General features: G+C 36.9%; 24 protein-coding genes. 18 read left to right on the top strand and 6 right to left on the bottom strand.

Annotated elements, in window-relative coordinates; all coding sequences use genetic code 11:
* Positions 1-7 precede the first annotated feature (7 nt).
* The 5 genes from IGI42_RS15505 (at position 8) to pepF (ending at position 8,551) form a co-directional block, all read left to right on the top strand.
* Positions 8-3,184, top strand: coding sequence for a DEAD/DEAH box helicase (locus tag IGI42_RS15505; protein WP_438716771.1), 3,177 nt, complete (start codon positions 8-10; stop codon positions 3,182-3,184).
* 1,120 nt (positions 3,185-4,304) lie between these two features.
* Entirely contained in the window at positions 4,305-4,703 is a 399-nt protein-coding gene (spxA, locus tag IGI42_RS15510; protein ID WP_010759673.1) for a transcriptional regulator SpxA, read from the top strand.
* Positions 4,704-4,974: 271 nt separating this feature from the next.
* Positions 4,975-5,616 (top strand): adaptor protein MecA, encoded by a 642-nt coding sequence (locus tag IGI42_RS15515; RefSeq protein WP_438716772.1) that lies wholly within the window; start codon positions 4,975-4,977, stop codon positions 5,614-5,616.
* Positions 5,617-5,669: 53 nt separating this feature from the next.
* Entirely contained in the window at positions 5,670-6,665 is a 996-nt protein-coding gene (locus IGI42_RS15520; RefSeq protein WP_438716773.1) for a competence protein CoiA, read from the top strand.
* Between the two features lie 65 nt (positions 6,666-6,730).
* Positions 6,731-8,551 carry an oligoendopeptidase F gene (gene pepF, locus IGI42_RS15525; RefSeq protein ID WP_438716774.1) on the top strand — a complete coding sequence of 607 codons (1,821 nt, stop codon included), beginning with the start codon at positions 6,731-6,733 and terminating at the stop codon, positions 8,549-8,551.
* Between the two features lie 352 nt (positions 8,552-8,903).
* Here pepF and IGI42_RS15530 read toward each other — a convergent pair whose 3' ends face one another.
* Positions 8,904-9,551 carry a DsbA family protein gene (locus IGI42_RS15530; protein WP_438716775.1) on the bottom strand — a complete coding sequence of 216 codons (648 nt, stop codon included), beginning with the start codon at positions 9,549-9,551 and terminating at the stop codon, positions 8,904-8,906.
* Positions 9,552-9,569: 18 nt separating this feature from the next.
* Positions 9,570-10,148, bottom strand: a complete 579-nt coding sequence (locus tag IGI42_RS15535; protein WP_438716776.1) for a CYTH domain-containing protein — start codon at positions 10,146-10,148, stop codon at positions 9,570-9,572.
* A gap of 208 nt (positions 10,149-10,356) precedes the next feature.
* Here IGI42_RS15535 and IGI42_RS15540 point away from each other — a divergent pair, with 208 nt between their 5' ends.
* From IGI42_RS15540 to IGI42_RS15560, 5 genes are read left to right on the top strand one after another with little or no spacing between them, the layout of a single operon-like run.
* Positions 10,357-11,022, top strand: a complete 666-nt coding sequence (locus tag IGI42_RS15540; RefSeq protein WP_438716777.1) for a GTP pyrophosphokinase — start codon at positions 10,357-10,359, stop codon at positions 11,020-11,022.
* Positions 10,994-11,797, top strand: a complete 804-nt coding sequence (locus tag IGI42_RS15545; RefSeq protein WP_438716778.1) for an NAD kinase — start codon at positions 10,994-10,996, stop codon at positions 11,795-11,797. Before IGI42_RS15540 ends, IGI42_RS15545 begins: the two co-directional genes overlap by 29 nt.
* 6 nt (positions 11,798-11,803) lie before the next feature.
* Positions 11,804-12,697 carry an RluA family pseudouridine synthase gene (locus IGI42_RS15550; protein WP_438716779.1) on the top strand — a complete coding sequence of 298 codons (894 nt, stop codon included), beginning with the start codon at positions 11,804-11,806 and terminating at the stop codon, positions 12,695-12,697.
* Between the two features lie 10 nt (positions 12,698-12,707).
* Positions 12,708-14,078 (top strand): magnesium transporter, encoded by a 1,371-nt coding sequence (gene mgtE, locus IGI42_RS15555; protein ID WP_438716780.1) that lies wholly within the window; start codon positions 12,708-12,710, stop codon positions 14,076-14,078.
* Positions 14,079-14,131: 53 nt separating this feature from the next.
* Positions 14,132-14,581: an NUDIX hydrolase gene (locus IGI42_RS15560; protein WP_438716781.1), complete on the top strand. Its 450-nt coding sequence runs from the start codon at positions 14,132-14,134 to the stop codon at positions 14,579-14,581.
* Between the two features lie 26 nt (positions 14,582-14,607).
* Here IGI42_RS15560 and IGI42_RS15565 read toward each other — a convergent pair whose 3' ends face one another.
* The gene (locus IGI42_RS15565; RefSeq protein ID WP_438716782.1) at positions 14,608-15,246 is read right to left on the bottom strand and encodes a copper homeostasis protein CutC; all 639 of its coding nucleotides are present in this window, start codon (positions 15,244-15,246) and stop codon (positions 14,608-14,610) included.
* A 229-nt stretch (positions 15,247-15,475) separates the two neighbouring features.
* On the opposite strand from IGI42_RS15565, the gene IGI42_RS15570 reads away from it, so the two are divergent.
* From IGI42_RS15570 to recD2, 4 genes are all read left to right on the top strand, one after another.
* Entirely contained in the window at positions 15,476-16,303 is an 828-nt protein-coding gene (locus IGI42_RS15570; RefSeq protein WP_438716783.1) for a methyltransferase domain-containing protein, read from the top strand.
* A gap of 337 nt (positions 16,304-16,640) precedes the next feature.
* A complete protein-coding gene (gene trmL, locus IGI42_RS15575; RefSeq protein WP_438716784.1) occupies positions 16,641-17,147 on the top strand; it encodes a tRNA (uridine(34)/cytosine(34)/5-carboxymethylaminomethyluridine(34)-2'-O)-methyltransferase TrmL in 507 nt (168 codons plus the stop codon).
* A gap of 12 nt (positions 17,148-17,159) precedes the next feature.
* Positions 17,160-17,816: a histidine phosphatase family protein gene (locus IGI42_RS15580; protein ID WP_438716785.1), complete on the top strand. Its 657-nt coding sequence runs from the start codon at positions 17,160-17,162 to the stop codon at positions 17,814-17,816.
* 15 nt (positions 17,817-17,831) lie between these two features.
* Positions 17,832-20,258 (top strand): SF1B family DNA helicase RecD2, encoded by a 2,427-nt coding sequence (gene recD2, locus IGI42_RS15585; protein WP_438716786.1) that lies wholly within the window; start codon positions 17,832-17,834, stop codon positions 20,256-20,258.
* Between the two features lie 43 nt (positions 20,259-20,301).
* Here recD2 and IGI42_RS15590 read toward each other — a convergent pair whose 3' ends face one another.
* Positions 20,302-21,279, bottom strand: a complete 978-nt coding sequence (locus IGI42_RS15590; RefSeq protein WP_438716787.1) for a diacylglycerol/lipid kinase family protein — start codon at positions 21,277-21,279, stop codon at positions 20,302-20,304.
* Positions 21,280-21,493: 214 nt separating this feature from the next.
* On the opposite strand from IGI42_RS15590, the gene IGI42_RS15595 reads away from it, so the two are divergent.
* Positions 21,494-21,970 carry a QueT transporter family protein gene (locus IGI42_RS15595; RefSeq protein WP_438717061.1) on the top strand — a complete coding sequence of 159 codons (477 nt, stop codon included), beginning with the start codon at positions 21,494-21,496 and terminating at the stop codon, positions 21,968-21,970.
* A 125-nt stretch (positions 21,971-22,095) separates the two neighbouring features.
* Here IGI42_RS15595 and IGI42_RS15600 read toward each other — a convergent pair whose 3' ends face one another.
* Both IGI42_RS15600 and cbpA read right to left on the bottom strand, forming a co-directional pair.
* A complete protein-coding gene (locus tag IGI42_RS15600; protein ID WP_438716788.1) occupies positions 22,096-22,596 on the bottom strand; it encodes a GNAT family N-acetyltransferase in 501 nt (166 codons plus the stop codon).
* Between the two features lie 67 nt (positions 22,597-22,663).
* Entirely contained in the window at positions 22,664-23,302 is a 639-nt protein-coding gene (cbpA, locus tag IGI42_RS15605; protein ID WP_438716789.1) for a cyclic di-AMP binding protein CbpA, read from the bottom strand.
* 141 nt (positions 23,303-23,443) lie between these two features.
* Here cbpA and rpmG point away from each other — a divergent pair, with 141 nt between their 5' ends.
* From rpmG to nusG, 3 genes are all read left to right on the top strand, one after another.
* Positions 23,444-23,596, top strand: coding sequence for a 50S ribosomal protein L33 (gene rpmG, locus IGI42_RS15610; RefSeq protein WP_438716790.1), 153 nt, complete (start codon positions 23,444-23,446; stop codon positions 23,594-23,596).
* 11 nt (positions 23,597-23,607) lie between these two features.
* Complete coding sequence (gene secE, locus IGI42_RS15615) at positions 23,608-23,778, top strand: preprotein translocase subunit SecE (RefSeq protein ID WP_438716791.1); 171 nt, start codon at positions 23,608-23,610, stop codon at positions 23,776-23,778.
* Positions 23,779-23,874: 96 nt separating this feature from the next.
* A complete protein-coding gene (nusG, locus tag IGI42_RS15620) occupies positions 23,875-24,417 on the top strand; it encodes a transcription termination/antitermination protein NusG (protein WP_438716792.1) in 543 nt (180 codons plus the stop codon).
* The last annotated feature ends 27 nt before the right edge of the window (positions 24,418-24,444 follow it).

Consider the following 24,444-nt stretch of genomic DNA (forward strand, 5'->3'; position numbering starts at 1 on the left):
GACACTAATGAGATGGAGTATTCCAGAAAAGGTTATTGAACGTGGAAGAACGTATTTAAAAGAAGGCCGTGTGCTTTCGGTCTCTGCGGATCCAGCTCGACGCGTGTGGCACGGTGAAGTTTTAGGTAGTGAGCTGTATTTAGTCGACTTAGATGGTAGTGGAAAAGAAAATGATTTATGTGAATGCCCTTACTGGGAAGAACACGGCTATTGCAAACATACGGTAGCAGTTGAACTATATCTACGTGAACAGGGATTGTCTAGAGTTATAAAACCAGAAACTGTTTTGCCTAAACCTAAAGAAAGTGCAATTTCATTTGCAGACTTATTAAACCAGGGATTCGCACGTTTAGAAAAAGATGCGTTACCTATTCAGCCTCTATTTGTTGAATTTATTGTAGAGCCTATACCTACCAACCCGTATCATCCAGAGTTGGATGTACTTGCAGTTTCTTTGCGTTTAGGGAATCGTGCTAGCAAACGCAGTTATATTGTTAAGAATTTATACGATTTTCTTCATGCGTATCAAACAGACTCCGTCTACACAATCAACAAACAGTATAGGTTCCAAATCGAAGCCGGTGCCTTTGATGCAAAGTGTCGAGATATTATTGAGGATTTAGTTGGTGTCAGCGAAACGTACCAGTTGTTAGGTAAAGCTGGTCTACAGGTAAAGGGGAAATTAGACAAACGTTATTTGCTTTTACCTGTTCATCGTATTCAAGAACTTTTGATAAATATGGAGCAGACTGGAAATCTTACTGTTAATTTAAACGATAGAAGCTATCATAAGCTTACAGAAGGTATAGAGTTACCCTTAACGTTCCGATTGATAAAACAGAAAGATGCTTTTAGTTTTACGATTGAAGATGATTTTACTACCTACTTCAGTAATTATTTTTTAGGATTTGTTAATAATGCTTATTATATTCTTACACATGAACAGCAGGAAATCTATGTAACTTTAAAGCAGCTACTAAAACGCTTAAAGGAACCGGTAATTGTATTCCAGCAAAATCAACTTTCTACTTTATTTAGTGAAGTGTTCCCTTTTCTCAGAAAAATAGGACGGGTTATTGTAGCCGATGAAGTATCTGACATTATAAAGAGCGTTCCTTTAAAATCGGTGGTTATTTTCCGTAAGATTAAAGGGAATATACGTGTCGAAGTCGAATTCCACTATGGAAATGTTCACTTTACAACAAACGAAGCGCATCAGCCGGTTTTACCAGAAAATGTGGAAATTTTGCGGGATCGTAAGAAGGAACTTCAATTGATAAATTTATTTGAAAAGTTTAACTATCAAGTAGTCGAAACAGGGTTTGAAAAACCTATTCCTAGTCAAGAGGGGCTTTATCAATTTTTCCGCGTGGAAGTGAATGCTTTTCGCCAGTTGGCTGAAGTTAAAATGGGTAAAAAACTACGTCAATTATATTTAGATGGACAAGAGTTCCAGCCTACATTAGAAGTGGATCAAAGAGGGTCTTGGCTAGATATTCACTTCGATGTTACAGGAATAAATGATTCTGAAATTGACAATGTATTATCCAGTCTATTACGCAAGGACAAATTTTATACTTTGGATAACGGTGAAATTCTTTCCTTTGATTCTGATGCATTTAGAGAGACCAGTGAGATTATTGGTCAGCTACGAGATCGTTTAGGTTCAGAAAATGGTGTGATCCGTTTACCTAAAAGCCAAGGGATTTTATTGGAGGAACGTTTAAAAAACAACCCACAAACACAATTCAGTGAAGGATTTCAAAAGATGGTGCAAGATTTGACTCATCCAGAAGATTATCCGGCTGAACTGCCTAATAGTTTGCAGGCAACTTTACGTCCATACCAAGAAGTTGGCTACCGCTGGTTGAAAATGTTAAGTGACTATGGGTTTGGTGGGATTTTAGCTGATGAAATGGGGTTAGGAAAAACGTTGCAGGTAATCACTTTCCTTTTAGCTGAAAAACAGCAAAAGCCAATTAAAGTGGTCATTGTTACACCTGCAAGTCTTGTTTACAATTGGCAAGCGGAAATGAAGAAATTTGCTCCTGACTTAAATACTGTAGTAGTTTCAGGCAATCGAATTGAGCGTGAGGCCCAGCTGAGTGACGATTTAGAAATTGTTATAACTTCTTATGCTAGCTTGCGCCAAGACGTGGATCTGCATGGCAAGCAAAACTATCAATACATGATCTTAGATGAAGCACAAATGGTTAAAAATTCTGCTACTAAAACGTCACATGCGTTAAGACAGTTGGATATACCTAATCGTTTTGCCTTAAGCGGCACACCTATTGAAAATAATTTGGAAGAATTGTGGGCCTTATTCCAAACGGTCATGCCGGGATTTTTCCCAACTATCGGACGTTTTCGTCAGATGGAAGTATCAGAAATCGCAAGAATGATTCAACCATTTGTTTTACGACGTGACAAGAATACAGTGCTCCAGGATTTGCCTGAACGTATTGAGTCGAATATTTTAAGTAGTCTGTTGGATGAACAAAAAACTGTATACTTAGCCTATTTGAAACGAATGCGTCAAGAAGTTGATCAAATGGATTCAGCAACCTTTAGAAAACAACGGGTCAGTATTTTAGCGGGATTGACCCGCTTAAGACAAATATGTGATGATCCACGTTTATTCATGGAAGACTATCAAGGCGGATCTGGAAAACTAGAGCAAGTCAAAGATTTGATTCAAGCAGCGAAAGAAAATGGTCGTCGTGTCCTCCTCTTCTCACAATTTACTGGCATGCTGTCTATTTTGGAAAAAGAGCTAGGGGAGATTGGAATTTCTAGTTTCTACTTAAGAGGAAGTACAAAAGTTAAGGATCGATTAACCATGGTAGATGCTTTTAATGAAGGTGAAAAAGATATTTTCTTAATCTCATTGAAAGCTGGAGGCACTGGTCTAAATCTTACTGGTGCGGATACCGTCATCCTTTATGATCTATGGTGGAATCCGGCTGTTGAAGAACAGGCGGCAGGCCGTGCCCACCGTATTGGTCAGAAAAAAGTTGTAGAAGTATGGCGAATGATCGCCGAAGGAACGATTGAAGAGCGGATGAATGAATTGCAGCAGGAAAAACGGGAGTTATTCCAAAAAGTAATTCAAGGAAACGAAGAACAGGTAAACAAACTTACAGAAGAAGATATTCGAATGATTCTAAGCATTGGCGAATAATTTTTTGGGAAATAGTCACACAATGGTAAAAAAGACGAACTGTAGTTAGTAAATGTGTTATTGACTATTATGGTTCGTCTTTTTATATAGTATCTTTTTAGATTGAAAATTTTATATCCCGATCTGAACTAGCCTCGTTTTTCAGAGAGTTTAAATTGACAGTATACATAATGAAGATTGCAGGCTATAGAGATATAAAATTTCTGCCCTTAAATTTTTTAAGTGGATCAATAGAAAGGCATCCATAATTCAATCGTAAGGACAAAGTCTTGTTACTAGCTAAGAAAATAACTTAGTTTAAAATACAAAAAATATTATGCTGAAATACCTCATTTCTTTGCCATGGATTTATTATTATGCAATTGTTTTTCTAATCGTAGTCTTTCGAAATCCAGTTATACAAGCAATAAAAGGGCTCTCAAGAACCGTTGTTATCTTATATTTTTTTAGAATTTGACAAAAAAAACAAAGAGATTTGTCAATCAAAAAAAATCGACAAGAAAAAAATAATGATTGAGCAGGATCCACTAGGTAAGAATGATTCTTTATGAAGAACAATAGTTTGTCCAAATAGGTAAAAAAATAGTCTTTTTTTGTAAAACTGTATCTATTTTTTGCCGAGTAAAGAATAGAATAATTTGATACAGACTTGCATTTTGAATTTGGAAAAAAATCAGCATTTCTTTAATAAAAGTGTTTTTTATAGCATTTTTTAAGTATTCAGATATTCTGAAATTCGACAAATATCAGCGTTTTGATAGGTTTTTAACCTATTCTTTGCTTTTGAGAATGAGTATAATATGTGAAACATATTTTTTTTATTTTTTATTTTTTAACTTGATTATGGATATTGCTTTTAGAAGAATAGTACAGTTTTAGGTTTTGTATTACAGTTCTACTTAGTCAGACCAATTTTCATTACATGAAATGGTTAGTGGACTAAATACCTCAAGCAAGTGCTCGGTTTTTCGGGAAATTAAATAACAATATTATTTATAAATATTGTTGTTTGATCCACTTTTTTTTGTTACGTTTTTTCTGTATAATAGAGGACAGATAGAAGAAAGATAAAACCTTCTGTTACAAAATCATTTTAGTCAAGAAAAGGAGTGATACATGCATGTTGACACTATATACTTCCCCTAGTTGCACATCATGTCGGAAAGCACGTGCTTGGCTGCAGGAACATGAGATTCCATTTGTGGAAAGAAACATTTTCTCTGAACCTTTAACCATTGAAGAATTGAAGGATATTTTGCAAATGACTGAAGATGGGACTGAAGAGATCATCTCGACTCGTTCGAAAGTTTTTCAAAAGTTGAACATGGACTTAGACGAACTATCTTTAAAAGATTTATTAAGCTTAGTAAAAGAAAATCCTGGATTATTGCGTAGACCGATCATGATCGATGATAAGAGACTACAAGTAGGATTTAACGAAGATGAAATTCGCCGCTTTTTACCACGTGATGTTCGTCAATACGAATTGCGACAAGCACAACTTATGGCCGGACTATAAAAACTACCTCGCAAACTTTGCGAGGTTTTTTTATTTACCCATAAATAGTTATAAAAATTGGTATAAACAGAGCGAGCTAAGAGCTAGAGAAAGGAAATAGCATGAAATGTTGGATGAATCGCTTGAGGTAATCGTGCTTATTATCTAGATGTGAAGAGTTGGATGAAAATTTCTTTTAAAGACTCGATAAATTCTGCTTGCTTTCTTTACTTTTGCCGCTAATCGGTTACAATGAACATATAACTTACCTATTGAAATGAGGTGTGCTTAGATGGAAATGGAACACATCAATGAAAACACCATTCGAGTGATGATTGGCAGCGATGATTTAGCAGAACGAGGAATCACATTTTTGGATCTTCTTGGAAATCATCGTGAAATTGAATCTTTCTTTTACAGTATTTTAGAGGAAGTGGATATAGAAGATGAATTTAAGAGTAGCGAAGCAGTTACTTTTCAAGTTTTGCCGAAAAATGATGGGTTAGAATTGTTTATTAGTAAAAACCTTACGCAAGAAGACTTGAATAGATTTTCTGATTCAAATGATTTCGAAACGAATGATCTGGATCAATTGATTCGGCAACAGATTCTTGCGTCTCAAGGAACTGTTGAAAGTGCAGACACTGGTCGTCTACGTGTATTCAAACTCAAAGATTTTGAAGATATGATTGAACTTGCTAGTTATTCTTTTTTAAATGAAGCTTGGAGTGATCTCTATCAATACGATAAAGAGTACTATCTCCAAATCTATTTTGACCCAGAAATTTATGGTGAAACATCCATATCAGATGTTGTAGCTGAAGTATTAGAGTATGCTGAGGATACACAGGTTACTCCAGAATTTTTAGAAGAATATGGTAATCTATTGATGCAAAAAGATGCAATTGAAATTACGCGAAGTTATTTTGTTTAAGAAGCCTAAACGGGCTTCTTTTTTTTGCGTATATTAATTACGGGGTGGGAAGAATGCTATTTGCATATAACCGTAACAAAGAATTGATATCTGCAAAATATTATTCACCAAATGAAAACTATTATTGTCCAGATTGTGGGGATCAATTAATTTTTAAGCAAGGAGTGATAAAAACCCCTCATTTTGCCCATCGTAAAAAAACGGATTGCGAAGGACTTAGTGAGGGGGAAACACAAGAGCATTTACAATTAAAACAGCTTTTTTGGTTAAGCGGAAGATCCTTCGGAGAGAATTGGCAGTTGGAAAAACCGTTACCTGAATTGAATCAGCGACCGGATTTGTTGTTTAAAGGGACTGCAGTAGAAATCCAGTGCTCAACTCTGAAAATTTCTCGGCTGATTCAACGGTTTCAAGGATATCAAACTGGTGGATACAAAGATTGGTGGCTGTTAGGTCCTAACCTATGGCCGAAGAAAAACTGGAGTACGTTGCATAAACATTTTTGTTCTTACAATGTAAACAATGGTGTTCATATTTGGCTGATTGATTCAAAAGGGATATATTTACGGAGTCACATTCACAGAGTCAATCAACAGTATTGTTCTGTCGATAGGATGATTCCATTTCATTCGCTACCTTTGCTCAAGGTTTATGAAAGTGCAGGTAAAAATAAGCCATCATTAAATGCTAACTACCAGCATATTCAATCTAAGAAGCAGTTTTTAGCAATGCGTTTGGTTTCGTTAGACGCTACAATCAAACCGTTACAGCAATTTTTGTATATGCAGAGACAACACATATTACAGCTTCCTGATTGGATGTATTGCCCTAGTCAGTATTCATTGATCTACAATGATGCCTGTATAATTTTCCGCTATCTCTATTCTCAGAACCCTGACAGACCAACATCTGTATTCCAATACTTCGATCAATTTTGTTTATCAAATAATATAGGTTGGTATTTCCCTAGGATAAAAAAGGAGGAAATATTACAAGGACTTTTAGTTGAAACGCGTCGTCTTTTTTTGCAGTATTCGCAGAATTCTTGAAATGCAACCAGTTATTTTTTTAAGTAAAATATGTTAAGATAAGTCAAAAAGATGGGAGTGATGGTATGTCAGAGACAAAGCAATTACCAAAACGTGAAGAGGTCCCAGTAGAGTTAACTTGGGATTTAACAAAAATATTTGTAGATGAAGCCGAATTTGAAGAAAACTTCCAAGCTTTATCTGTTGAGCTGCAAGAAGCTGAAAAAGTTAAGGGAACACTGAAAGAAAATCCACAAGCTTTTTTAAAAGGAATCGAGTATGTACTAGGTATTTATCGAAAGGCAGAAGTGATTTACGTATATGCACACTTGAAAAACGATCAAGATACTGCTAATACGAAGTACCAAGGTTTGTACGCTCGTGCGTCTAGTCTGATTGCCCAAACAAGTGAAGCGGTCAGCTGGTTTGAGCCTGAAGTATTATCCTTAGCGGATGAGAAAATCCAAGGTTTCTTTATTGCAGAACCTTCTTTAAAAATTTACCGCCATTTTATCGAGCAGATTTTATCTCAAAGAGCACATATTTTACCAGCAGAACAAGAAGCATTACTAGCAGGTGCAAGTGAAATATTCGGCAGTTCAGCTGATATTTTTTCAGTCATGAACAACGCTGATCTAAAATTTCCAGTCGTTCGAAATGAAGAGGGGAAAAAGGTACAGCTTACTCATGGTGTCTATGGTCAACTAATGGAAAGTACTGACCGAAGTGTAAGACAAGAAGCTTTTAATGCTCTGTATTCTGTCTATCAACAGTTTAAGAATACGTTAGCGACTACTTTGAGTACCCATGTGAAAAGTCACAACTATAAGGCAAAGGTAAGGGGATATTCATCAGCACGAGCAGCTTCGTTAGCAAATAATCATATCCCTGAAGATGTTTACGACACTTTAGTTTTAGTTGTTAATCAGTATTTGCCACTGCTTCATCGTTATGTTGAAGTACGTAAAGAGCTGTTAAATTTAGACGAACTTCATATGTATGACATGTACACTCCATTATTAGCTGATGCGCCGATCAAATTTACTTACGAAGAAGCGAAAGAGAAAGCCTTACAAGCTTTAGGGTTATTAGGAGAAGAGTATTTAAGTGTAGTGGAAAAGGCTTTTGATGATCGCTGGATCGATGTCGTCGAAAACCAAGGGAAACGTAGTGGTGCTTATTCTTCAGGCGCTTATGATACTCAACCATATATCTTGTTGAACTGGCATGATCGTTTAGATGAACTTTATACCTTGGTTCACGAAATGGGGCATAGTGTTCACAGTCATTTTACTCGGAGTAATCAACCCTATGTGTATGGAGACTACTCGATTTTCTTAGCAGAGATTGCTTCAACGACGAATGAAAACATCTTAACTAGTCATTTATTAGAGACCGAAAAAGATCCGAAAATCCGAGCGTATATTATTAATCACTACTTAGATGGATTCAAAGGAACAATTTTCAGACAAACACAATTTGCTGAATTTGAACATTTTATTCATACAGAAGATGCTAAAGGAATTCCTTTAACTAGTGAGCATTTAAGTAACTTCTATCGTGAATTAAATGAGAAGTATTATGGTCCAATGGTGGCTAGTGATGAAGAGATTCAATATGAATGGTCACGAATTCCTCATTTTTATTACAACTACTATGTTTACCAATATGCTACTGGTTTTTCAGCAGCGAACGCTTTGGCAGCAAAAATTGTAAATCAAGAGCCAGGAGCCTTAGATAACTATCTAGCTTACTTAAAATCTGGTAGTAGTGATTATCCGATCGAAGTGATGAAAAAAGCTGGCGTAGACATGACTAAAGCTGCTTATATTGAAGATGCAATGGGTGTTTTTGCTTTGCGTTTAGATGAACTAGAGGAGTTAGTAAGACAACTGAAAAACACTTAAATATAGTTGGATTATTGAATAAGTTTCGAGCTAAGCAATCTAAAAAGCAGAGAAACCATAGTGAAACATCAAATACCTCTTTCAAGGACGAAAATAATTTCTCGATAGGGGTATTTGGTATACTTAAAAAGATTAAGCAGTCATAGTCGCAACAAACCAAGTTCAAGATAGTCCAAGTCTTATGGGAAAAATAAGATTGTTTAGCAAATTCGATAAACAGAAATTAGAAAGTATATGTAATCTTGGATAGAGTCTATTAATAAGAAAAAATACAAATATATCTGACAGAAGGTAAGATAAAACACCAAAAAACAGATGTTTGAAGATTCTTTAGATCTTCAAGCATCTGTTTTCATATTAGGGATAAGTGGTCTGCGGGGAATTCTTGGTTTAAGTTATCATGCTTTTCTTGATTCTCGAAAAAACGCAGCATGGACTCGCGAGATCTGCAAGCATTTATTACATGTTGTATCGTATTGCCCCCCTCAATTCGGACTCCTGTTCCTTCGTCATTCACACAATTGTAAATAACTGCCGCAGGATGTTGGGTGATTTGCATGTCCCTAGCAATTTGTTGATCAGCTACAAAAAGTTCTTTGACTAGATCTGAAGCTCGATCTTCAATGAATGTTTCCATATCTCCACCAACTTCTGAAAATAGTCGATAAACCAAACTTTTTGAATATGGTGTGTGTTTCTCAGTTAGTTCTTCTTGGAGTTTCATCAGAAAGCAGCGACCACGCTTTTTTCCTTGTAATTGAGCAGCTTTAACATCTAAAGATGCAGAATAAATAATATTTGAGAGCCTGTTACGTTTGTTTATATCCTTTTTTGAGAGACCTTCACGAGTTAGGAGGTCCGAAACAGTATGTAAGCTCAATAATGGGATAAGTCGTAATTGGATTTTTAGATCATTCTTTTTCATCAATTCAGTTATCTGTCTTTCTATAGTCAAACAACGACCACCGATAGGATTGACAAATAAATAGATCTCAATCAAGGGATTTCCTCCTCACATTTATTTCCTTAGAGTCACCGCTCGAACAATTTTGTTCATAGCCGGACGATAAGGGATGCTAAAGTAGTTCAATAATGCAAAAAAATCTGATTTTTGTCTTCCACTATCTTGTACTTCTAATTCTAGTTCATAATCATGTTGATTTTGGTACCAATTTTCATCTATAGCGAGCTTTCCTTCAGAAATATCCAGTTCCGCACGCTTTGTAACTAAACTTCCTATCAATCGCAAGTCGTCTGGTTTTATAGCTTCACTGAGCAAAACATGTGAGACTCGCTGGGTGTCTTTGGGAAATTGCTCAGTTTTGATTGCCTTGTCTACATCTGATTGTGTAATTTTGTCTGTAACTTCCAATAATCCAACTTTTTGTGGGATTTTCAAAGTAACTTCAGCTCGTGAGTCCAAAAATCGGATACGTAACCCCATATTTTTCTCTTTCAATTGATAATCTAATGTGTCAAAATAAAGATTGGTTTGAGTAACAAACTGTGAGGAGTTCAGCTGATAGTAATTAATTAGCTGATGATATTCTTGTTGTGTAAGCATAGTTTTGTACTCTATTTCGATTGATTCATTCATTGTCATTGTACACCCTATTCTAAAATTTGACTAATACAAAGGTATATTTACATATATTACATGTTATCGTCAAATAATTGCGAGTTTTTTTTGTATTAAATAAGATAAATTATAGATTTAGCAAATCTATTAGCAACCCCGCTATTTTTGCTAACGAGGGGTTTGTGATAAGATAGGAAAGAATGGAAAGAAAAGCGAGGACCTTCTTATGGAAAGAAACTGGGAAATTTTTCTTGCACCTTATGAATTAGCTGTGGCTGAACTAAAAATCAAGCTCAGAGGATTAAGAACACAATACCGTGAACAAGGTGAGCACGTACCAATCGAATTTGTTACAGGCAGGGTAAAGCCTATCGACAGTATTCTAAATAAAGCAAAATTGCGAGCAATAGCATTGGATCGTCTGGAAGATGACATGTCCGACATCGCAGGTATGCGTATTATGTGTCAGTTCGTTGAAGATATTCATCAGATCGTTCAGGTGATTCGTAATCGGAAGGATATGAAAGTTGTGCAAGAACGAGATTATATCACGAATCGAAAAGCTAGCGGCTATCGCTCTTATCATCTAGTTATTGAATATCCTGTACAAATGCTAGATGGTGAAAAAATGATTTTAGCAGAAATTCAAATACGAACATTGGCTATGAATTTCTGGGCAACAATAGAACACTCAATGAACTATAAATATGAAGGGCAGATTCCTAGTGATATCAGCAAACGTCTTTTTCGTGCGGCCGAAGCCGCTTATCAGTTGGATGAAGAAATGTCCAGTATTCGTGATGAGATACAAGAAGCACAGCATCTGTTTTCATATCGCAAAAAGAAAAAGGAAGTGAACGAAGGTGACCTTAAGAATAGCGATCATCCATAACAATGAAGAAAAGTCGTTAACAGTCTATAGTCATTTGCTTTCATTACTGGAAGAGAATAAGGATTTAGTCGTCGTTGAGCAAAATCCAGAATTGGTAATCACTATTGGTGGTGACGGTACTCTTTTATCAGCTTTTCACCGTTACAATCATAAATTAGACGAGGTTCGTTTTTTAGGGGTTCATACAGGTCATTTAGGATTTTATACTGACTGGCGCGATTACGAATTAGAAGAGATGGTCAATAGCTTATGTAGCGACCGTGACAAAAGTGTGAGCTATCCTTTACTGGATGTGGTTATCAAATTTGAGGACGGTCGTCAAAAGCACTTTCTAGCCATGAACGAATCAAGTGTGCGCAAAGGAAGCAGTACCATGGTAGCCGATGTATATATTAAAGATGAACTCTTTGAACGCTTTCGAGGAGATGGATTGTCTATTTCTACGCCAACAGGTTCAACTGCTTACAATAAAAGTGTGGGAGGAGCGGTCGTTCATCCCAGTATCAATGCGTTGCAATTGGCAGAGATCGCTTCGTTGAACAATCGGGTCTTTAGAACTTTAGGCTCTCCTAGTATTATTGGACCACGTGAGTGGATCGAGATTTTCTTAAATACCGAGGGAAAACATATGGTAACGATTGATCAATTAGATGTTAGCGGTGGCGGAATTCAATCGATTCAATACAAAATTGCTAAAGAACGAATTCACTTTGCTTCTTATAAGCACATGCATTTCTGGCATCGAGTCAAAGATGCCTTTATTCGAGAGGATTAATTATTCGTGAAATTTGAATGGATCTACAATCAAGCAGAAACACTTTTATTGCGAACTTTTTTGAAAAATCAGGGAATTTCTAAAAAGCTTCTAGCAAAAATAAAATTTCAGGGTGGAAAAATTTATGTGAATGATCATGAACAAAACGTCTTGTTTTCTTTGAATGCCCATGATAAGGTAACTGTTGTGATTCCTGATGAAGAGGCACATGAAACATTGTTGGCGGATGATATTCCCATCTGTATTGTGTACGAAGATGAACATTTATTAGTGGTTGATAAGCCATCCGGAATTGCATCGATTCCAGCTCAATACCATCCTAGAGGAACTATGGCGAATAGAGTAAAAGCTTATTACGTCAGACAAGGTTACAATAATCAGGTTGTACATGTTGTTACGCGTCTTGATAAAGATACTTCTGGATTAATGCTGTTTGCAAAACATGGGTTTGCTCATGCAAAGCTAGATCAAGAGTTGCGTAATAAAACATTAATTAAAAAGTATCAAGCATTAGTTTCTGGTGATCTTCTGCAACTGCAAAAACATGGAGAGATTAATTTGCCGATTGCCAGAGACTTAACTTCCTTAATAAAAAGAAAGATTGATCAATCCGGTCAGACTGCGTTAACAGAGTATTGGCTCAATGTAAAAAATCATCAAACTGCCTTAGTCGATATTCAATTACATACTGGAAGAACACACCAAATTCGCGTACACTTTAGCGCAATAGGCTGTCCGCTGCTAGGTGATGACTTATATGGTGGAAGAATGGACCTAGGGATTACTCGGCAGGCCCTGCACTGCTGTGCCCTGACGTTTAAACATCCCTTTAGCACGGAGCTGTTGGCGTTTTCCTTGCCACTTGCTAAAGACATGGAGACCATTGTAAAAGAGCTGTGAGGTGAGAGAGATGGATGAAAACCAAGAAGAATTAGAAACACATTTTTTGCAACTGAAGGAAGAATTGCATCAGAATGATCTTCAAGATTTTCGTGAACATTTTTTGGAAATGCATATTTATGATCAAGGTCAATTCTATCAATCTCTCGATAGCGAAGAACGTCAATTAGTTTATTCGTATTTATCACCAAAAGAACTGGCTGACATGTTTGACGTGATTGAAGAAGACGATGAGCATGTAGAAGAGTATCTTTCTGAGATGCGCCCGCATTATGCTGCAGATATGCTTTCTGAAATGTACACAGATAATGCTGTGGACATTTTAAATGAGCTAGATAAAAAACAAGTTGCTAAATATTTAAGTTTGATGGAATCTGATCACGCTAATGAAATCCGCGAGCTGCTACATTATGAGGATGACACAGCTGGGTCTATCATGACTACGGAATTCGTGTCGATCGTTGCGAATCAAACCGTCCGATCAGCTATGTACGTCTTAAAAAAAGAGGCGCAAATAGCAGAAACTATCTATTACACGTATGTTGTTAATACAGATAATCAATTGGTAGGAGTTATCTCCTTGCGTGATTTAATTATTAATGATGATGACACAATGGTTTCAGATGCCATGAGCGAGCGTATAATCTCTGTTAATGTCGGTGATGATCAAGAAGACGTAGCTCAAATGTTCAGAGATTATGACTTCCTAGCACTGCCAGTCACTGATTACGAAGATCATCTGCTTGGTATTGTAACAGTTGATGATATTATTGATGTTATTGATGATGAAGCTGCCAGTGACTATTCCGGTTTGGCGGGGGTTAACGTAGAGGAAGTGGATGAAAATCCAATAAAATCTGCTTCAAGACGACTGCCATGGTTAATCACGTTGTTATTTCTAGGGATGACGACTGCAAGCCTAATTAATCATTACGAAGCGTTAGTCAGTGAAGCAAGCATCTTAGCAGTTTTTATTTCATTAATCACAGGCACTGCTGGGAATGCTGGGACTCAATCATTAGCCGTGGCAGTTCGTCGGATTGCCATGTCAGATGATAAAGAGAGCGGCTTTGGGAAATTAATAATTGGTGAAATTTTAACTGGGTTAGTCACAGGACTAGTAACTGGTGTGGCTATCTTTGCAATCGTTGGTATTTGGAAGCATAATTTTGTGTTGGGGTTTGTAATAGGCACGGCTATGTTGGCTGCGATAACAGTGGCCAATTTGGCAGGTAGCTTAATACCAATGGTAATGGAAAAACTAGGATTTGATCCAGCTGTAGCCAGTGGGCCGTTTATTACTACCTTAAGTGATTTGACTAGTGTATTGATCTATTTTAATATTGCGAGTCTGTTTATGGAGCATTTTATTGGAAGTTAACGACGTGTTAATTTTAAGAAAACAAGCGAATTAAGCTGAAAGTAGTGGGGAAGATGAAAAAAGCTTATGCTATTATTATCCGTAATGGGTTAATTTTACTTGTCAGGCGACCTGGAATACCAATTTGGGAACTTGCCGGAGGAGTGCTTCATCCAGGTGAAAATGAGCGTACAGGTATGCAGCGTATAATCTCGGAGGAATTGGGATTAGTAAGTGAAGTTCAAGAATTAATTGGAATATATACTAAAGAATACGTTGAAGATATCACGTACGTTTATAAAGCAAAAGAAGTTGAAACACAAAAAATAATCAATTCGCCAACTTATTCGGCTATAAATTTTTTTGATATCCATAACTTGCCTTTAAACATCCATCCTGATCAAAAACAGCAGATCGTGGATTATTTATCGGGAAACTATCCAATGCGAACACGTTTAAAAACTTGTAAGTGGATGTTTCGTTTAAAAAACTTTATTCAAACAAAAAGAAGCAGCGAGCACTAAACTGCTTCTTTTCGTTTTGCTATTATCTAGTCTAGTGCCACAATTTTTGTACCATGTGCTTCTTTGACGCCTAAACTTTTTACAATTTTATCGAGATTTTTATGGGTTATTCCTCCTCCTGGGAAGATAGTAATCCTGTTATCTGCATAAGCAATCAGTTCCTTCAGATGTCCCAAATTTTCCTCAATTGGTTGTGACAGCGGTCCACCGTGAGTAAGGATACGATCGATCCCTAATTTCACAAACCAATCGATGGTATCAAATTGTTCTTCCTTTGGAATACGATCAAATGCCATATGAAAAGTTGTTTGCAATCCAATGCTATTGCCCAATAAAATTTCTAAAGCTTCTTCATCGACTTCATTATCCTCAGTTAAACAGCCGAATACTACGCCGTCGGTCCCAGCATTTTTGGCATGAATCAAGTCTGTTTCCATAATTTTTAATTCCATATCGTTGTAACAAAAATTTCCGCCTCGTGGACGAATCATCGTCATTACGGGAATACGTTTTTCGCTTGTGTAAGCTAGGGTTTCTTCAATAACACCTAGGCTGGGAGTTGTTCCTCCTACTGCTAGATTATCGCACAATTCGATTCGTCCAGCACCGGCTTTAATCGCAGCGGGAACTAAGGTATAGTTTTCAGCACAAAATTCTTTAATCAAAGGTAATTCCTCCTATTTCAAGTTAAGGTATAGACTTTTAATATAATTATTAACATTTTTTATGTCATGAATACTATCCAGTTAACCTCTTTAGTTAGTCAATTAGTGGTGGTTTCTAGACTTTGTTAAACCATCAAAGTTTGGGAGAATATCCATATACATAGTGTAGCATAAGTCGTAGAAGGAATGGGATAACTATGCTATCATATATGCTGAAGGAAGTGACACAATGCTTAAAAAAATCGATCGTGGCGCGTTGTTTTTAGAGAAAAATCATGAAGTGTTTCGCTGTCCTAAGTGTCACGAAAGCTTTTTGAAAAATAATTATCAATTGACGTGTAACAATAACCACCAGTATGATCTTTCAAAAAAAGGTACCCTCTATTTTTTGGAACACCAAGTAAAAACAGGCTACGATAAAAATATGTTTATGCCCAGAGGTCGTATGATTCGCTCAGGAATGTATCAACCAGTAATTGAACAATTAGCTGAATGGCTAAGTCCAAGAAAGGTACTGGATGTTGGTTGTGGAGAAGGTAGTTTTTTATCAGAGTTAAATCGAGTAAAAGCTAGTGAAGTTACAATTGGATTTGACTTAGCAAAAGAAGGAATTTATTTAGCAACGGATCAAAAGCTAGATAGTTTTTGGTGTGTAGCAGATTTAACAAATCTTCCATTTGCTGATCAAACTTTCGATACTATTTTAAATATTTTTTCTCCATCTCATTACAAAGAATTTCATCGAACTTTGCGAGAAGGTGGAAGGGTATTAAAAGTAGTCCCACAGGAAAACTACCTGAGAGAATTGCGTGAAGCATATTACCCGGAGGGGAAGCCTTATTCCAATGAAGCAGTCATTGAACGATTTAACATGGAAATGTTAGTTGAAGAGCAGATGCGTTTAACCTACGAATTTAAAATTCCTGAAGAAAATCAACTAGATCTACTAGAGATGTCTCCGTTAGAGTGGCACGTAAATCCCGTGATAAAACAGCGATTAAAGGCGAAACCGCTGAAAAAAATCACGATTGATGTCGAAATATTAAAAGGGTATTAGAGAAAACGATTTCATTGAATAAAATGTGAATTAACCATTGCATTTCTAACCTCATGGTGATATAGTATCAACAAGTTGTTTTTCATTGGTTTTTATCAGGTTCCTGTTCTGATAAAAGTTAGTGAAAAGTGCTTCACTAACGTAGCGACTCGCCGTGCTAGACACCGAGTTGGTACGTTTTTTTTTGTGCCAAGCTTACTTTGGTGCATAACAATTCTAAGTGCTTAGTTAAAATGGCAGCGTACAGAACTTAATTATTGTAAAATGATAGATGTAGCTGACCAATGAATTTTTCATAACATGCAATTTTCAAAAACAACCCTTAAGGAGCAGCAAAATGACTAATCATATTGTTTTATTTGAACCTCAAATTCCAGCAAATACTGGAAATATTGCTCGTACTTGCGCAGCAACGAATTCGCCGCTGCATCTGATTGAACCTCTTGGCTTTTCAACTGATGATAAGCATTTAAAACGGGCTGGACTAGATTACTGGAATGATGTGGATATCACTTATCATAAAAATCTCTCGGCCTTTATGAACTATCTATCAGATCAGCCGCTTTACTTAATTACCAAGTTTGCCAACCGTACCTATTCCGAGGTGGATTATGCACCAGTAACAGATCGTTTCTTCATGTTTGGAAAAGAAACGACTGGATTACCTGAAGAATTTATGCGTGATAATGAGGATAAATGTTTACGATTGCCGATGAACGATACTCATGTTCGTTCGCTGAATCTATCTAATACTGTAGCTATTGTTGTTTATGAAGCATTGCGTCAACAGAATTTTCCAAACTTAGAACTCAGTCACCATTATGAAAATGATAAATTAGATTAAAGGAGGAGAAGTATGAAACTCTATTTTACACGTCATGGAAAAACCCAATGGAATCAAGAGAAACGTTTTCAGGGAATGATGGGGGATTCTCCTTTACTAGCAGAGAGTTTTCGAGCAATCGAAACGTTAGGAGAAACTTTGAAAGAGGTACCTTTTGAAAAAATTTATACTAGCAGTGCTAGAAGAGCATACCTTACAGCTGAGGGAATTAAAAGTCGTCTAAATCATCCAGTAGAGATTGTTCGTACAGATGATTTGCGCGAATTGGGATTGGGATCACTTGAGGGACAGCTAGTTGATGTAATGCATGAGAAGTACGGTGTAAATATGGACAATTTACGTAGTCGATTGGATCTTTATGATCCTGCTCCTTTTGACGGTGAAACGATAGAACAGATGCTAAAACGTACGACCGGTGTGGTTCACAAGGCAGTTGCTGAAGCAAAAGAAGGACCATTACTATTTGTGGGGCATGGTGCTTCGTTGACGGCAGCGATTCAAGCTTTGACGGGCAAACCTACCGCTGAACTTCGAGCAATGGGAGGACTTTACAATAATAGTTTAACCATATTGGAAACTTCGGAACATAGTCAGCCTTATAAGTTGATAAAATGGAATGACGTTAATTTTTTAGATAAATTAAATCAGAATCCTGATGCAATTTTGTAAAAGAGGTGTGACGAAATGTCGGAAGAAGCGTTGTACATTGTGGGAACTTTAAAAGCGGTTTTTTTTCAAAATCCAAGTAACTTTTATAAGGTGCTGCTATTTGGCATTCGTGAAACAAATACTGACTTTTTAGAAGCAGAAATTGTAGCTACAGGTAGCTTCGGCGATGTGCAGGAAGATGAAGAATATCGACTATTTGGACATTTTGTCGAACATCCCCGTTACGGTAAACAATTTTTAGTTGAACGTTACGAGCAAGCCCAACCAACCTCTGCAAATGGTATCATTAGCTATCTTTCCAGCGATAAATTTCCCGGTATAGGAAAAAAAACTGCTGAAAAAATTGTTGAGGTATTGGGTGATGATGCGATTGATCAGATTATTGATCAGCCGGATAACTTGAATCGTATACCAAATTTAAACAAGAAGAAAAAAGCTCAGTTAGTGGAAACATTGCGGCTAAATTATGGTATGGAGAAAATTATTGTCGGCTTAAGTTCTTACGGTTTTGGTAGTCAACTGTCGTTTGCGATTTTTCAGACATATCGAAATCAGGCGTTAGAAATTATTCAAGAAAACCCTTATCAGTTAGTAGAGGATATTGAAGGAATCGGTTTTAAAAAAGCTGATAATCTAGCTGAACAAATGGGTATCGCAGCTGATAGTGATCAACGAATAAGAGCGGCTATCTTGCATCAAATCGATGAAGATGCCAATCAAAGCGGTGATACTTATGTAGAAGCCCAACGATTGTTAGAGCAAGTATTATCGCTGTTGGAAAACGCACGAGCAGTTGAAATTGCCCCTGATCGAGTAGCTTCGCTGATTATCCAACTGGTTGAAGAAGAAAAAATTCAACAAGAAGAAACAAAACTATACGAGAATTCTCTCTATTATAGTGAGTGGGGAATTGGAAGTGCGGTCGCTCGTTTACTGGCTCGGAAAAAAGAAATAAAATACCCTAAGAAGAAAGTACAAGAAAAGCTGAGAATGATTGAAAAGCGCTCCAACATTTTATATGGAACTTCGCAGGATCAAGCAATCAAGGATGCTATTCGTTCACCGATGTTTATCTTAACTGGTGGACCGGGCACGGGAAAGACAACAGTAATTAATGGTATTGTTCAGCTATTCGCAGAATTAAATGGTCTGTCATTAGATCCGGGCGACTATAAAGAAGAAGTTTTCCCGATCGTTCTGGCAGCACCGACTGGTAGAGCAGCTAAGCGCATGAACGAGACGACTGGACTGCCTGCGAGCACCATTCATCGTCTGTTAGGTTTAAACGGACGTGAGAGCACACCAGACACAGAGGCGCGCGAATTAGAAGGTGGGCTATTGATTGTAGACGAGATGTCAATGGTAGACACTTGGTTAGCGAATACACTACTAAAAGCAATTCCTACTAATATGCAAATTATTCTAGTAGGTGATAAGGATCAGCTGCCTTCAGTTGGTCCAGGCCAAGTTTTTCACGATTTACTTCAGGTAGAGGCTATTCCGAAAATTGAATTGACAGAGATCTATCGTCAGGGTGATAATTCTTCCATCATACCTTTGGCTCACGAGATTAAAGAGGGGAAACTACCTGCTGACTTCAATGTGAATCAAAAAGATCGCTCTTTTATTGCTTGCCATGCTTTTCAAATGGAAACAGTTATTAAACAGATTGTGGAGCGAGCTAAAAGTAAAGGGTATTCAGCACAGGATGTTCAAGTACTGGCTCCAATGTATCGAGGACCTGCTGGAATTGATGCAATCAATAAAATGATGCAAGAAATATTTAACCCGAATGATGGTACAAAAAAAGAAGTACAGTGGAATGAGGCTGTTTATCGGATTGGAGACAAAGTTCTTCAATTAGTTAACAACCCAGAATCAAATGTTTTTAATGGTGATATGGGAATTATTGTAGGAATCATTCCAGCTAAAGAATCAGAGGACAAAGTAGATGAACTAGTTATTCAATTTGACGGTATCGAAGTTCAGTATAAACGATCAGAGTGGAACAACATTAAATTATCCTATTGTTGTTCGATCCATAAAGCGCAGGGTAGTGAGTTTAAAATGGTTTTATTGCCCATGGTCAAACAATACAATCGGATGTTGCAGCGTAATTTACTGTATACTGCTGTCACTCGCAGTAAGGATTTACTAATTCTACTGGGGGAACAAGAAGCTTTTGCCGAGTGTGTTCGCAAAGAATCAGCTGTACGAAAAACCACATTGATTGAACGGATTTGTTCAGCAGCAGAATTAGATAGACCAATTCCTAAAGAGAAAAATGATCCTTTTGTAAGTGCTTTGAATGAAGAAAAATCAGAGCCTGCACTCGTTGAAGATAAGGAACCAAAAGTTTTAACGGCGGAGCTGATTCGTCAACAGATTATTGATCCGATGATTGGTATGGAGGGAATTGCACCGCAAATGTTTTTAAAATAAAAAGTGGCTGTGACGTTTTATGTCGTTACAGCCACTTTTTATTTTAAATATCTGCATACCATATATATTGTGAACCAGTTGAAAAATAAAGGTCATACGAGCGCTGCCCCAGTGTTTCACCATCAGCCTGTCCGTGCTGCGGGACTACCGAAACAATTCGAATCCGGGAGCTGGAAAAATGACAATAGTGTTTATTTGTTGTATGTTTTTTTCGTAAAAGTTGCAATAGCAAGCGAACAATTGCAAAAATGTTAGGCTTCTCAATAATTACCAAGTCAATTACTTCTTTTTTGGGATCCGCCATTGGTGCAATAGGTACTCCGCCGCCGAAATAAGGAATATTTGTAGTAGTACACAAAAAAGTACGGTTAAATTCCTGTTGGTGTCCATTTACTTCGATCATAATTGGGAATGTCTTTTGTGTTAACAAAGCCTTGATCAAATATAGAGCATAAGAAGCTGAGCCTAATTTATATTTATTTAACCACTTTTTTGAGGACGAAGCATTCGTTGTGGCAACAATCAGCGCATCTAGTCCAATACCGACATTATTTAACACTAATCCATACTCTTCCTTAATTTTTTCTTCGTAAAGCAACACATTAATTTTTTGTGGGCGACTGGCTGCAGTAATTTGTTTGAAGGCTTCTTCAACTTGACGTGACAATCCGATACCACGAGCAAAGTCATTTCCAGAACCGGCTGGAAGGTAGCTGACAGGAAGCTCTATACCAGTTAAGTAAAATTGATTCACTACTTGGTGTAAGGTCCCATCACCACCAATCACAATTAGCAAGTGATAAGGTTCATCGCCAGAGCGTTGCAGCATCTCTTCATCCCAAGGAGTCAGCAAGTTTACTAAACGCGCTACAATTTCTTTTTCTTCGCCAGCGTATGTTGTGTAGTAAGGTGTATATGTATAATTATGTTGATCAAACAAATCAATTAATTGGTTGGCTTTTTTACTGGCATTTCCGCTACCGGCGGCCGGATTAATTAGTAAGTGATAATGAAAATTCATAGGTTGTTCGTTCCTTTCAGGTGCTAATTATAACAGACGTTCTGCCATTGAAACATCATTATGCGTGAAATTTCTTTTTTTATGAAGATGAGTTGACTTACTTTGAGAAAAAAAGTATGATTGTTCAGGATTTACCTGCGGTTCATCAACCATCCCGCATTAACAAAACTTGGAGAAAGAAGGGGATACATTGCATATAGTAGAAAAGAAACGAATGAGTATCGTGATTACAAATGGAATTTTGATGGCGCTATACTTAGCTCTAACCATTTTGGTTTCACCGGTAGCCTCGGGACCTATTCAGTTTCGTATTTCAGAGAGCCTGAACCATTTAGTTGTATTTAATCGGAAATATTTATGGGGCGTATTCGGAGGTGTAGTTATTTATAACGCATTATTCGGTATGGGTATTTTAGATGTAGTTTTTGGTGGAGCTCAAACATTAATTGCTCTGAGTCTAACAGCACTTTTACAAAATAAAGTAAAAAACGTGAAAGTTCGCTTAGCCTTAAATACTTTATTTTTTAGTGTTAGTATGGCTCTTATTGCAGCGATGCTATATTTTACCGCAGCTTTGCCGTTTTGGGTAACCTATGGCTGGTTAGCAGTAAGTGAAGCAATCATTATGATCATTTCGGCACCACTGATGTATTATTTAGATCAAAGATTGAATTTCAGTAAAACAATTTAAACAATGTCCCGACCAAAAACTGGTCGGGACATTTTTATTATTCATATCCATTTTACTGGTAACTAGCTTTACACACTAGTTTTAATTCTTCAAAGATGAAGGGTTTTTCGAAGACTTTCTAATAGCTATTCCTTAATGAAAGAGTACATTTGCTGATCTTTAAATAGACCTTTTTTATAAGCGCTCTTTCTTAGAGTACCCTCTAACTGAAAGCCTGCTTTTTCTAAAATCCGACAGGAGGCAATATTGTCGGAAAATGGTTCAGCAAAAATACGAACGATATCGGTTGTTTCAAATACAAGTTGACACATTTGTTTTAGTGCTTCTGTACCTAACCCTTTCCCCCAGTAGGCCTCTCCGATGTAGTAACCAATTTCTGCCGTTCGAAAGTGTATATTTTCCTGACGAAAGACTCCAATACTTCCGATGACCATATGTTCGGAAACAATTGCTAAAGAAAACTTTCTGTTAGTCAACAAAGAATGTAAAATAAATTCTTCCGCATCTTTCTTTCGATAAGGATAGGGTAGTCCATCCCGCAAGTTTACTTGGATCTTTTGGTTGTCAAGCAGAGTAGCTAGTTCTCCCGCATCTTCTAATTTCCACTCCCGTAAGAAACATCCCATAATGGTTAATCACCTTTCTTTAAATAAAAAGGCACTGAATATGAAATCTACTCAGTGCCTTTCGAAATTAGTGTAAGCTTAAGGTTTCGACTTCTTTGACCTCGAAGTTTTTTCGTTCTAGATGTTCAACAATTGCCGCTAATTTTTGTTCGTCTACACCATTTGGTAAGGTAATGAGTGTTCTTCTTCCTTTTAGATCTTTGCCGACATCTAAAGTAATGCAACTTGCTATACTAGAAAATTTTGAAATAATTTTAGTCATTAGAGCAAGTTCGCCCTTCTTGCCAGAAGATACAATGGTTAAAACGTAACTCCCAGCTTTAACACTCCAAGATTGAGACAACATGTTTAGCAAAGTGCTGTGAGTTAAAATACCATAAAAATGATTGTTCTCATCTAATACCGTAATATACGGTAGTTCTTTGATTGTAAAGAAAATTTTGAAAAAAGAAGTATTAATAGAAATAAACTTTGTTGCGTTCTTAAGTAGATGAGTAACTGGTAATTGCAAATCTCCGCCGTTCGCTTTGTGGCGATAAATGTGCATTTTATAAATATTTCCTCGAAAGATTTGTTTGCTCTCATCTAAAACTGGGACACAACGATAACCGGTATCTTCTAAGATGTCCAAAGCTTCTTGCAATGTCGCAGATTCCGTAATCGTAGTCAAATCCTTCTTAGGATAAACTAGACTTTCTAATAACATTAAAGCGCCCTCCAATAATTGATTCATTCTTTCATTATACTATCATATTCTTTCTCATAAAGGTATTTAATTTTTGGTCAATTGACATAAAGAACATTAGATGATAATGTTACCATGTGAGTTTTTGTGAGGAGGTTCGCTATGGCTACGAAAAAAGCGGCTCTAGCCTGTACAGTATGTGGTTCTAGAAACTACAGTAAATCTGTCAGTGAAGGCAAACGCGGAGAGCGTTTAGAAATTAATAAATTTTGTAAGCATTGTAATAGATACACATTACACAAAGAAACAAAGTAGGAGGAAATTTGGTGAAGTTTTTACGTGGTGTCAGAGAAGAGATGAAATTAGTTACTTGGCCTTCAAAAAAACAATTGCGACATGACTCATTAGTAGTCATTGAGACCGCAATTTTATTCGCTGCAATGTTTTTCATTATGGATACAGCGATTCAAGCGTTAATTAATTTGATTATTCGCTAGTAGCCAAGTTTAAAAAAGCATGCTATACTGTCTTTGAGAAAAAACCTTAGTTATCTGAGGTTTTTTTATTTTAGGACAGGGAGCCGATGAACAAAAATGGAATCTTTTGAGAAACAGTGGTATGTATTACATACGTATTCCGGCTATGAAAACAAGGTAAAAGCGAACATTGAGTCTAGAGCACAGAGCATGGGGATGGAAGATTATATTTTCCGTGTAGTTGTTCCTGAAGAAAAAGAAAAAGAAATCAAGAACGGCAAAGAAAAAGAAATTGTACACAAAACTTTTCCAGGTTATGTACTAGTAGAAATGGTAATGACAGATGATTCTTGGTATGTCGTTCGTAATACACCAGGTGTAACAGGATTTGTAGGTTCTCACGGAGCCGGGAGCAAACCAGCACCATTAATGCCGGAAGAAATTAATCACATTTTACGTTCAATTGGCATGAGTACGCGTCAGCATGAGCTAGAAGTAGAGCTTGGTGAAACAGTGAAAATTATCGAGGGGGCTTTTGCCGGTCTCGAAGGTGTTGTAACTGAAGTGGATGAAGAGCGTGAAAAGATTAAAGCCAATATTGATATGTTTGGTCGAGAAACAAGTACAGAATTAGATTTCGATCAAATTGACAAGATTTAAAAAAAGCTGAGGCATTTTGTCTCAGCT

This window comes from Enterococcus sp. AZ109 (genome assembly GCF_051714625.1).
Lineage (GTDB): Bacteria > Bacillota > Bacilli > Lactobacillales > Enterococcaceae > Enterococcus_A.

Coding starts and splice junctions, on each gene's coding strand:
- IGI42_RS15505 (WP_438716771.1), top strand. CDS start 8: ATGAGATGGAGTATTCCAGAAAAGGTTATTGAACGTGGAAGAACGTAT.
- spxA (WP_010759673.1), top strand. CDS start 4,305: ATGTTGACACTATATACTTCCCCTAGTTGCACATCATGTCGGAAAGCA.
- IGI42_RS15515 (WP_438716772.1), top strand. CDS start 4,975: ATGGAAATGGAACACATCAATGAAAACACCATTCGAGTGATGATTGGC.
- IGI42_RS15520 (WP_438716773.1), top strand. CDS start 5,670: ATGCTATTTGCATATAACCGTAACAAAGAATTGATATCTGCAAAATAT.
- pepF (WP_438716774.1), top strand. CDS start 6,731: ATGTCAGAGACAAAGCAATTACCAAAACGTGAAGAGGTCCCAGTAGAG.
- IGI42_RS15535 (WP_438716776.1), bottom strand. CDS start 10,148: ATGAATGAATCAATCGAAATAGAGTACAAAACTATGCTTACACAACAA.
- IGI42_RS15540 (WP_438716777.1), top strand. CDS start 10,357: ATGGAAAGAAACTGGGAAATTTTTCTTGCACCTTATGAATTAGCTGTG.
- mgtE (WP_438716780.1), top strand. CDS start 12,708: ATGGATGAAAACCAAGAAGAATTAGAAACACATTTTTTGCAACTGAAG.
- IGI42_RS15560 (WP_438716781.1), top strand. CDS start 14,132: ATGAAAAAAGCTTATGCTATTATTATCCGTAATGGGTTAATTTTACTT.
- IGI42_RS15570 (WP_438716783.1), top strand. CDS start 15,476: ATGCTTAAAAAAATCGATCGTGGCGCGTTGTTTTTAGAGAAAAATCAT.
- trmL (WP_438716784.1), top strand. CDS start 16,641: ATGACTAATCATATTGTTTTATTTGAACCTCAAATTCCAGCAAATACT.
- IGI42_RS15580 (WP_438716785.1), top strand. CDS start 17,160: ATGAAACTCTATTTTACACGTCATGGAAAAACCCAATGGAATCAAGAG.
- recD2 (WP_438716786.1), top strand. CDS start 17,832: ATGTCGGAAGAAGCGTTGTACATTGTGGGAACTTTAAAAGCGGTTTTT.
- IGI42_RS15590 (WP_438716787.1), bottom strand. CDS start 21,279: ATGAATTTTCATTATCACTTACTAATTAATCCGGCCGCCGGTAGCGGA.
- IGI42_RS15595 (WP_438717061.1), top strand. CDS start 21,494: ATGAGTATCGTGATTACAAATGGAATTTTGATGGCGCTATACTTAGCT.
- IGI42_RS15600 (WP_438716788.1), bottom strand. CDS start 22,596: ATGGGATGTTTCTTACGGGAGTGGAAATTAGAAGATGCGGGAGAACTA.
- cbpA (WP_438716789.1), bottom strand. CDS start 23,302: ATGTTATTAGAAAGTCTAGTTTATCCTAAGAAGGATTTGACTACGATT.
- rpmG (WP_438716790.1), top strand. CDS start 23,444: ATGGCTACGAAAAAAGCGGCTCTAGCCTGTACAGTATGTGGTTCTAGA.
- nusG (WP_438716792.1), top strand. CDS start 23,875: ATGGAATCTTTTGAGAAACAGTGGTATGTATTACATACGTATTCCGGC.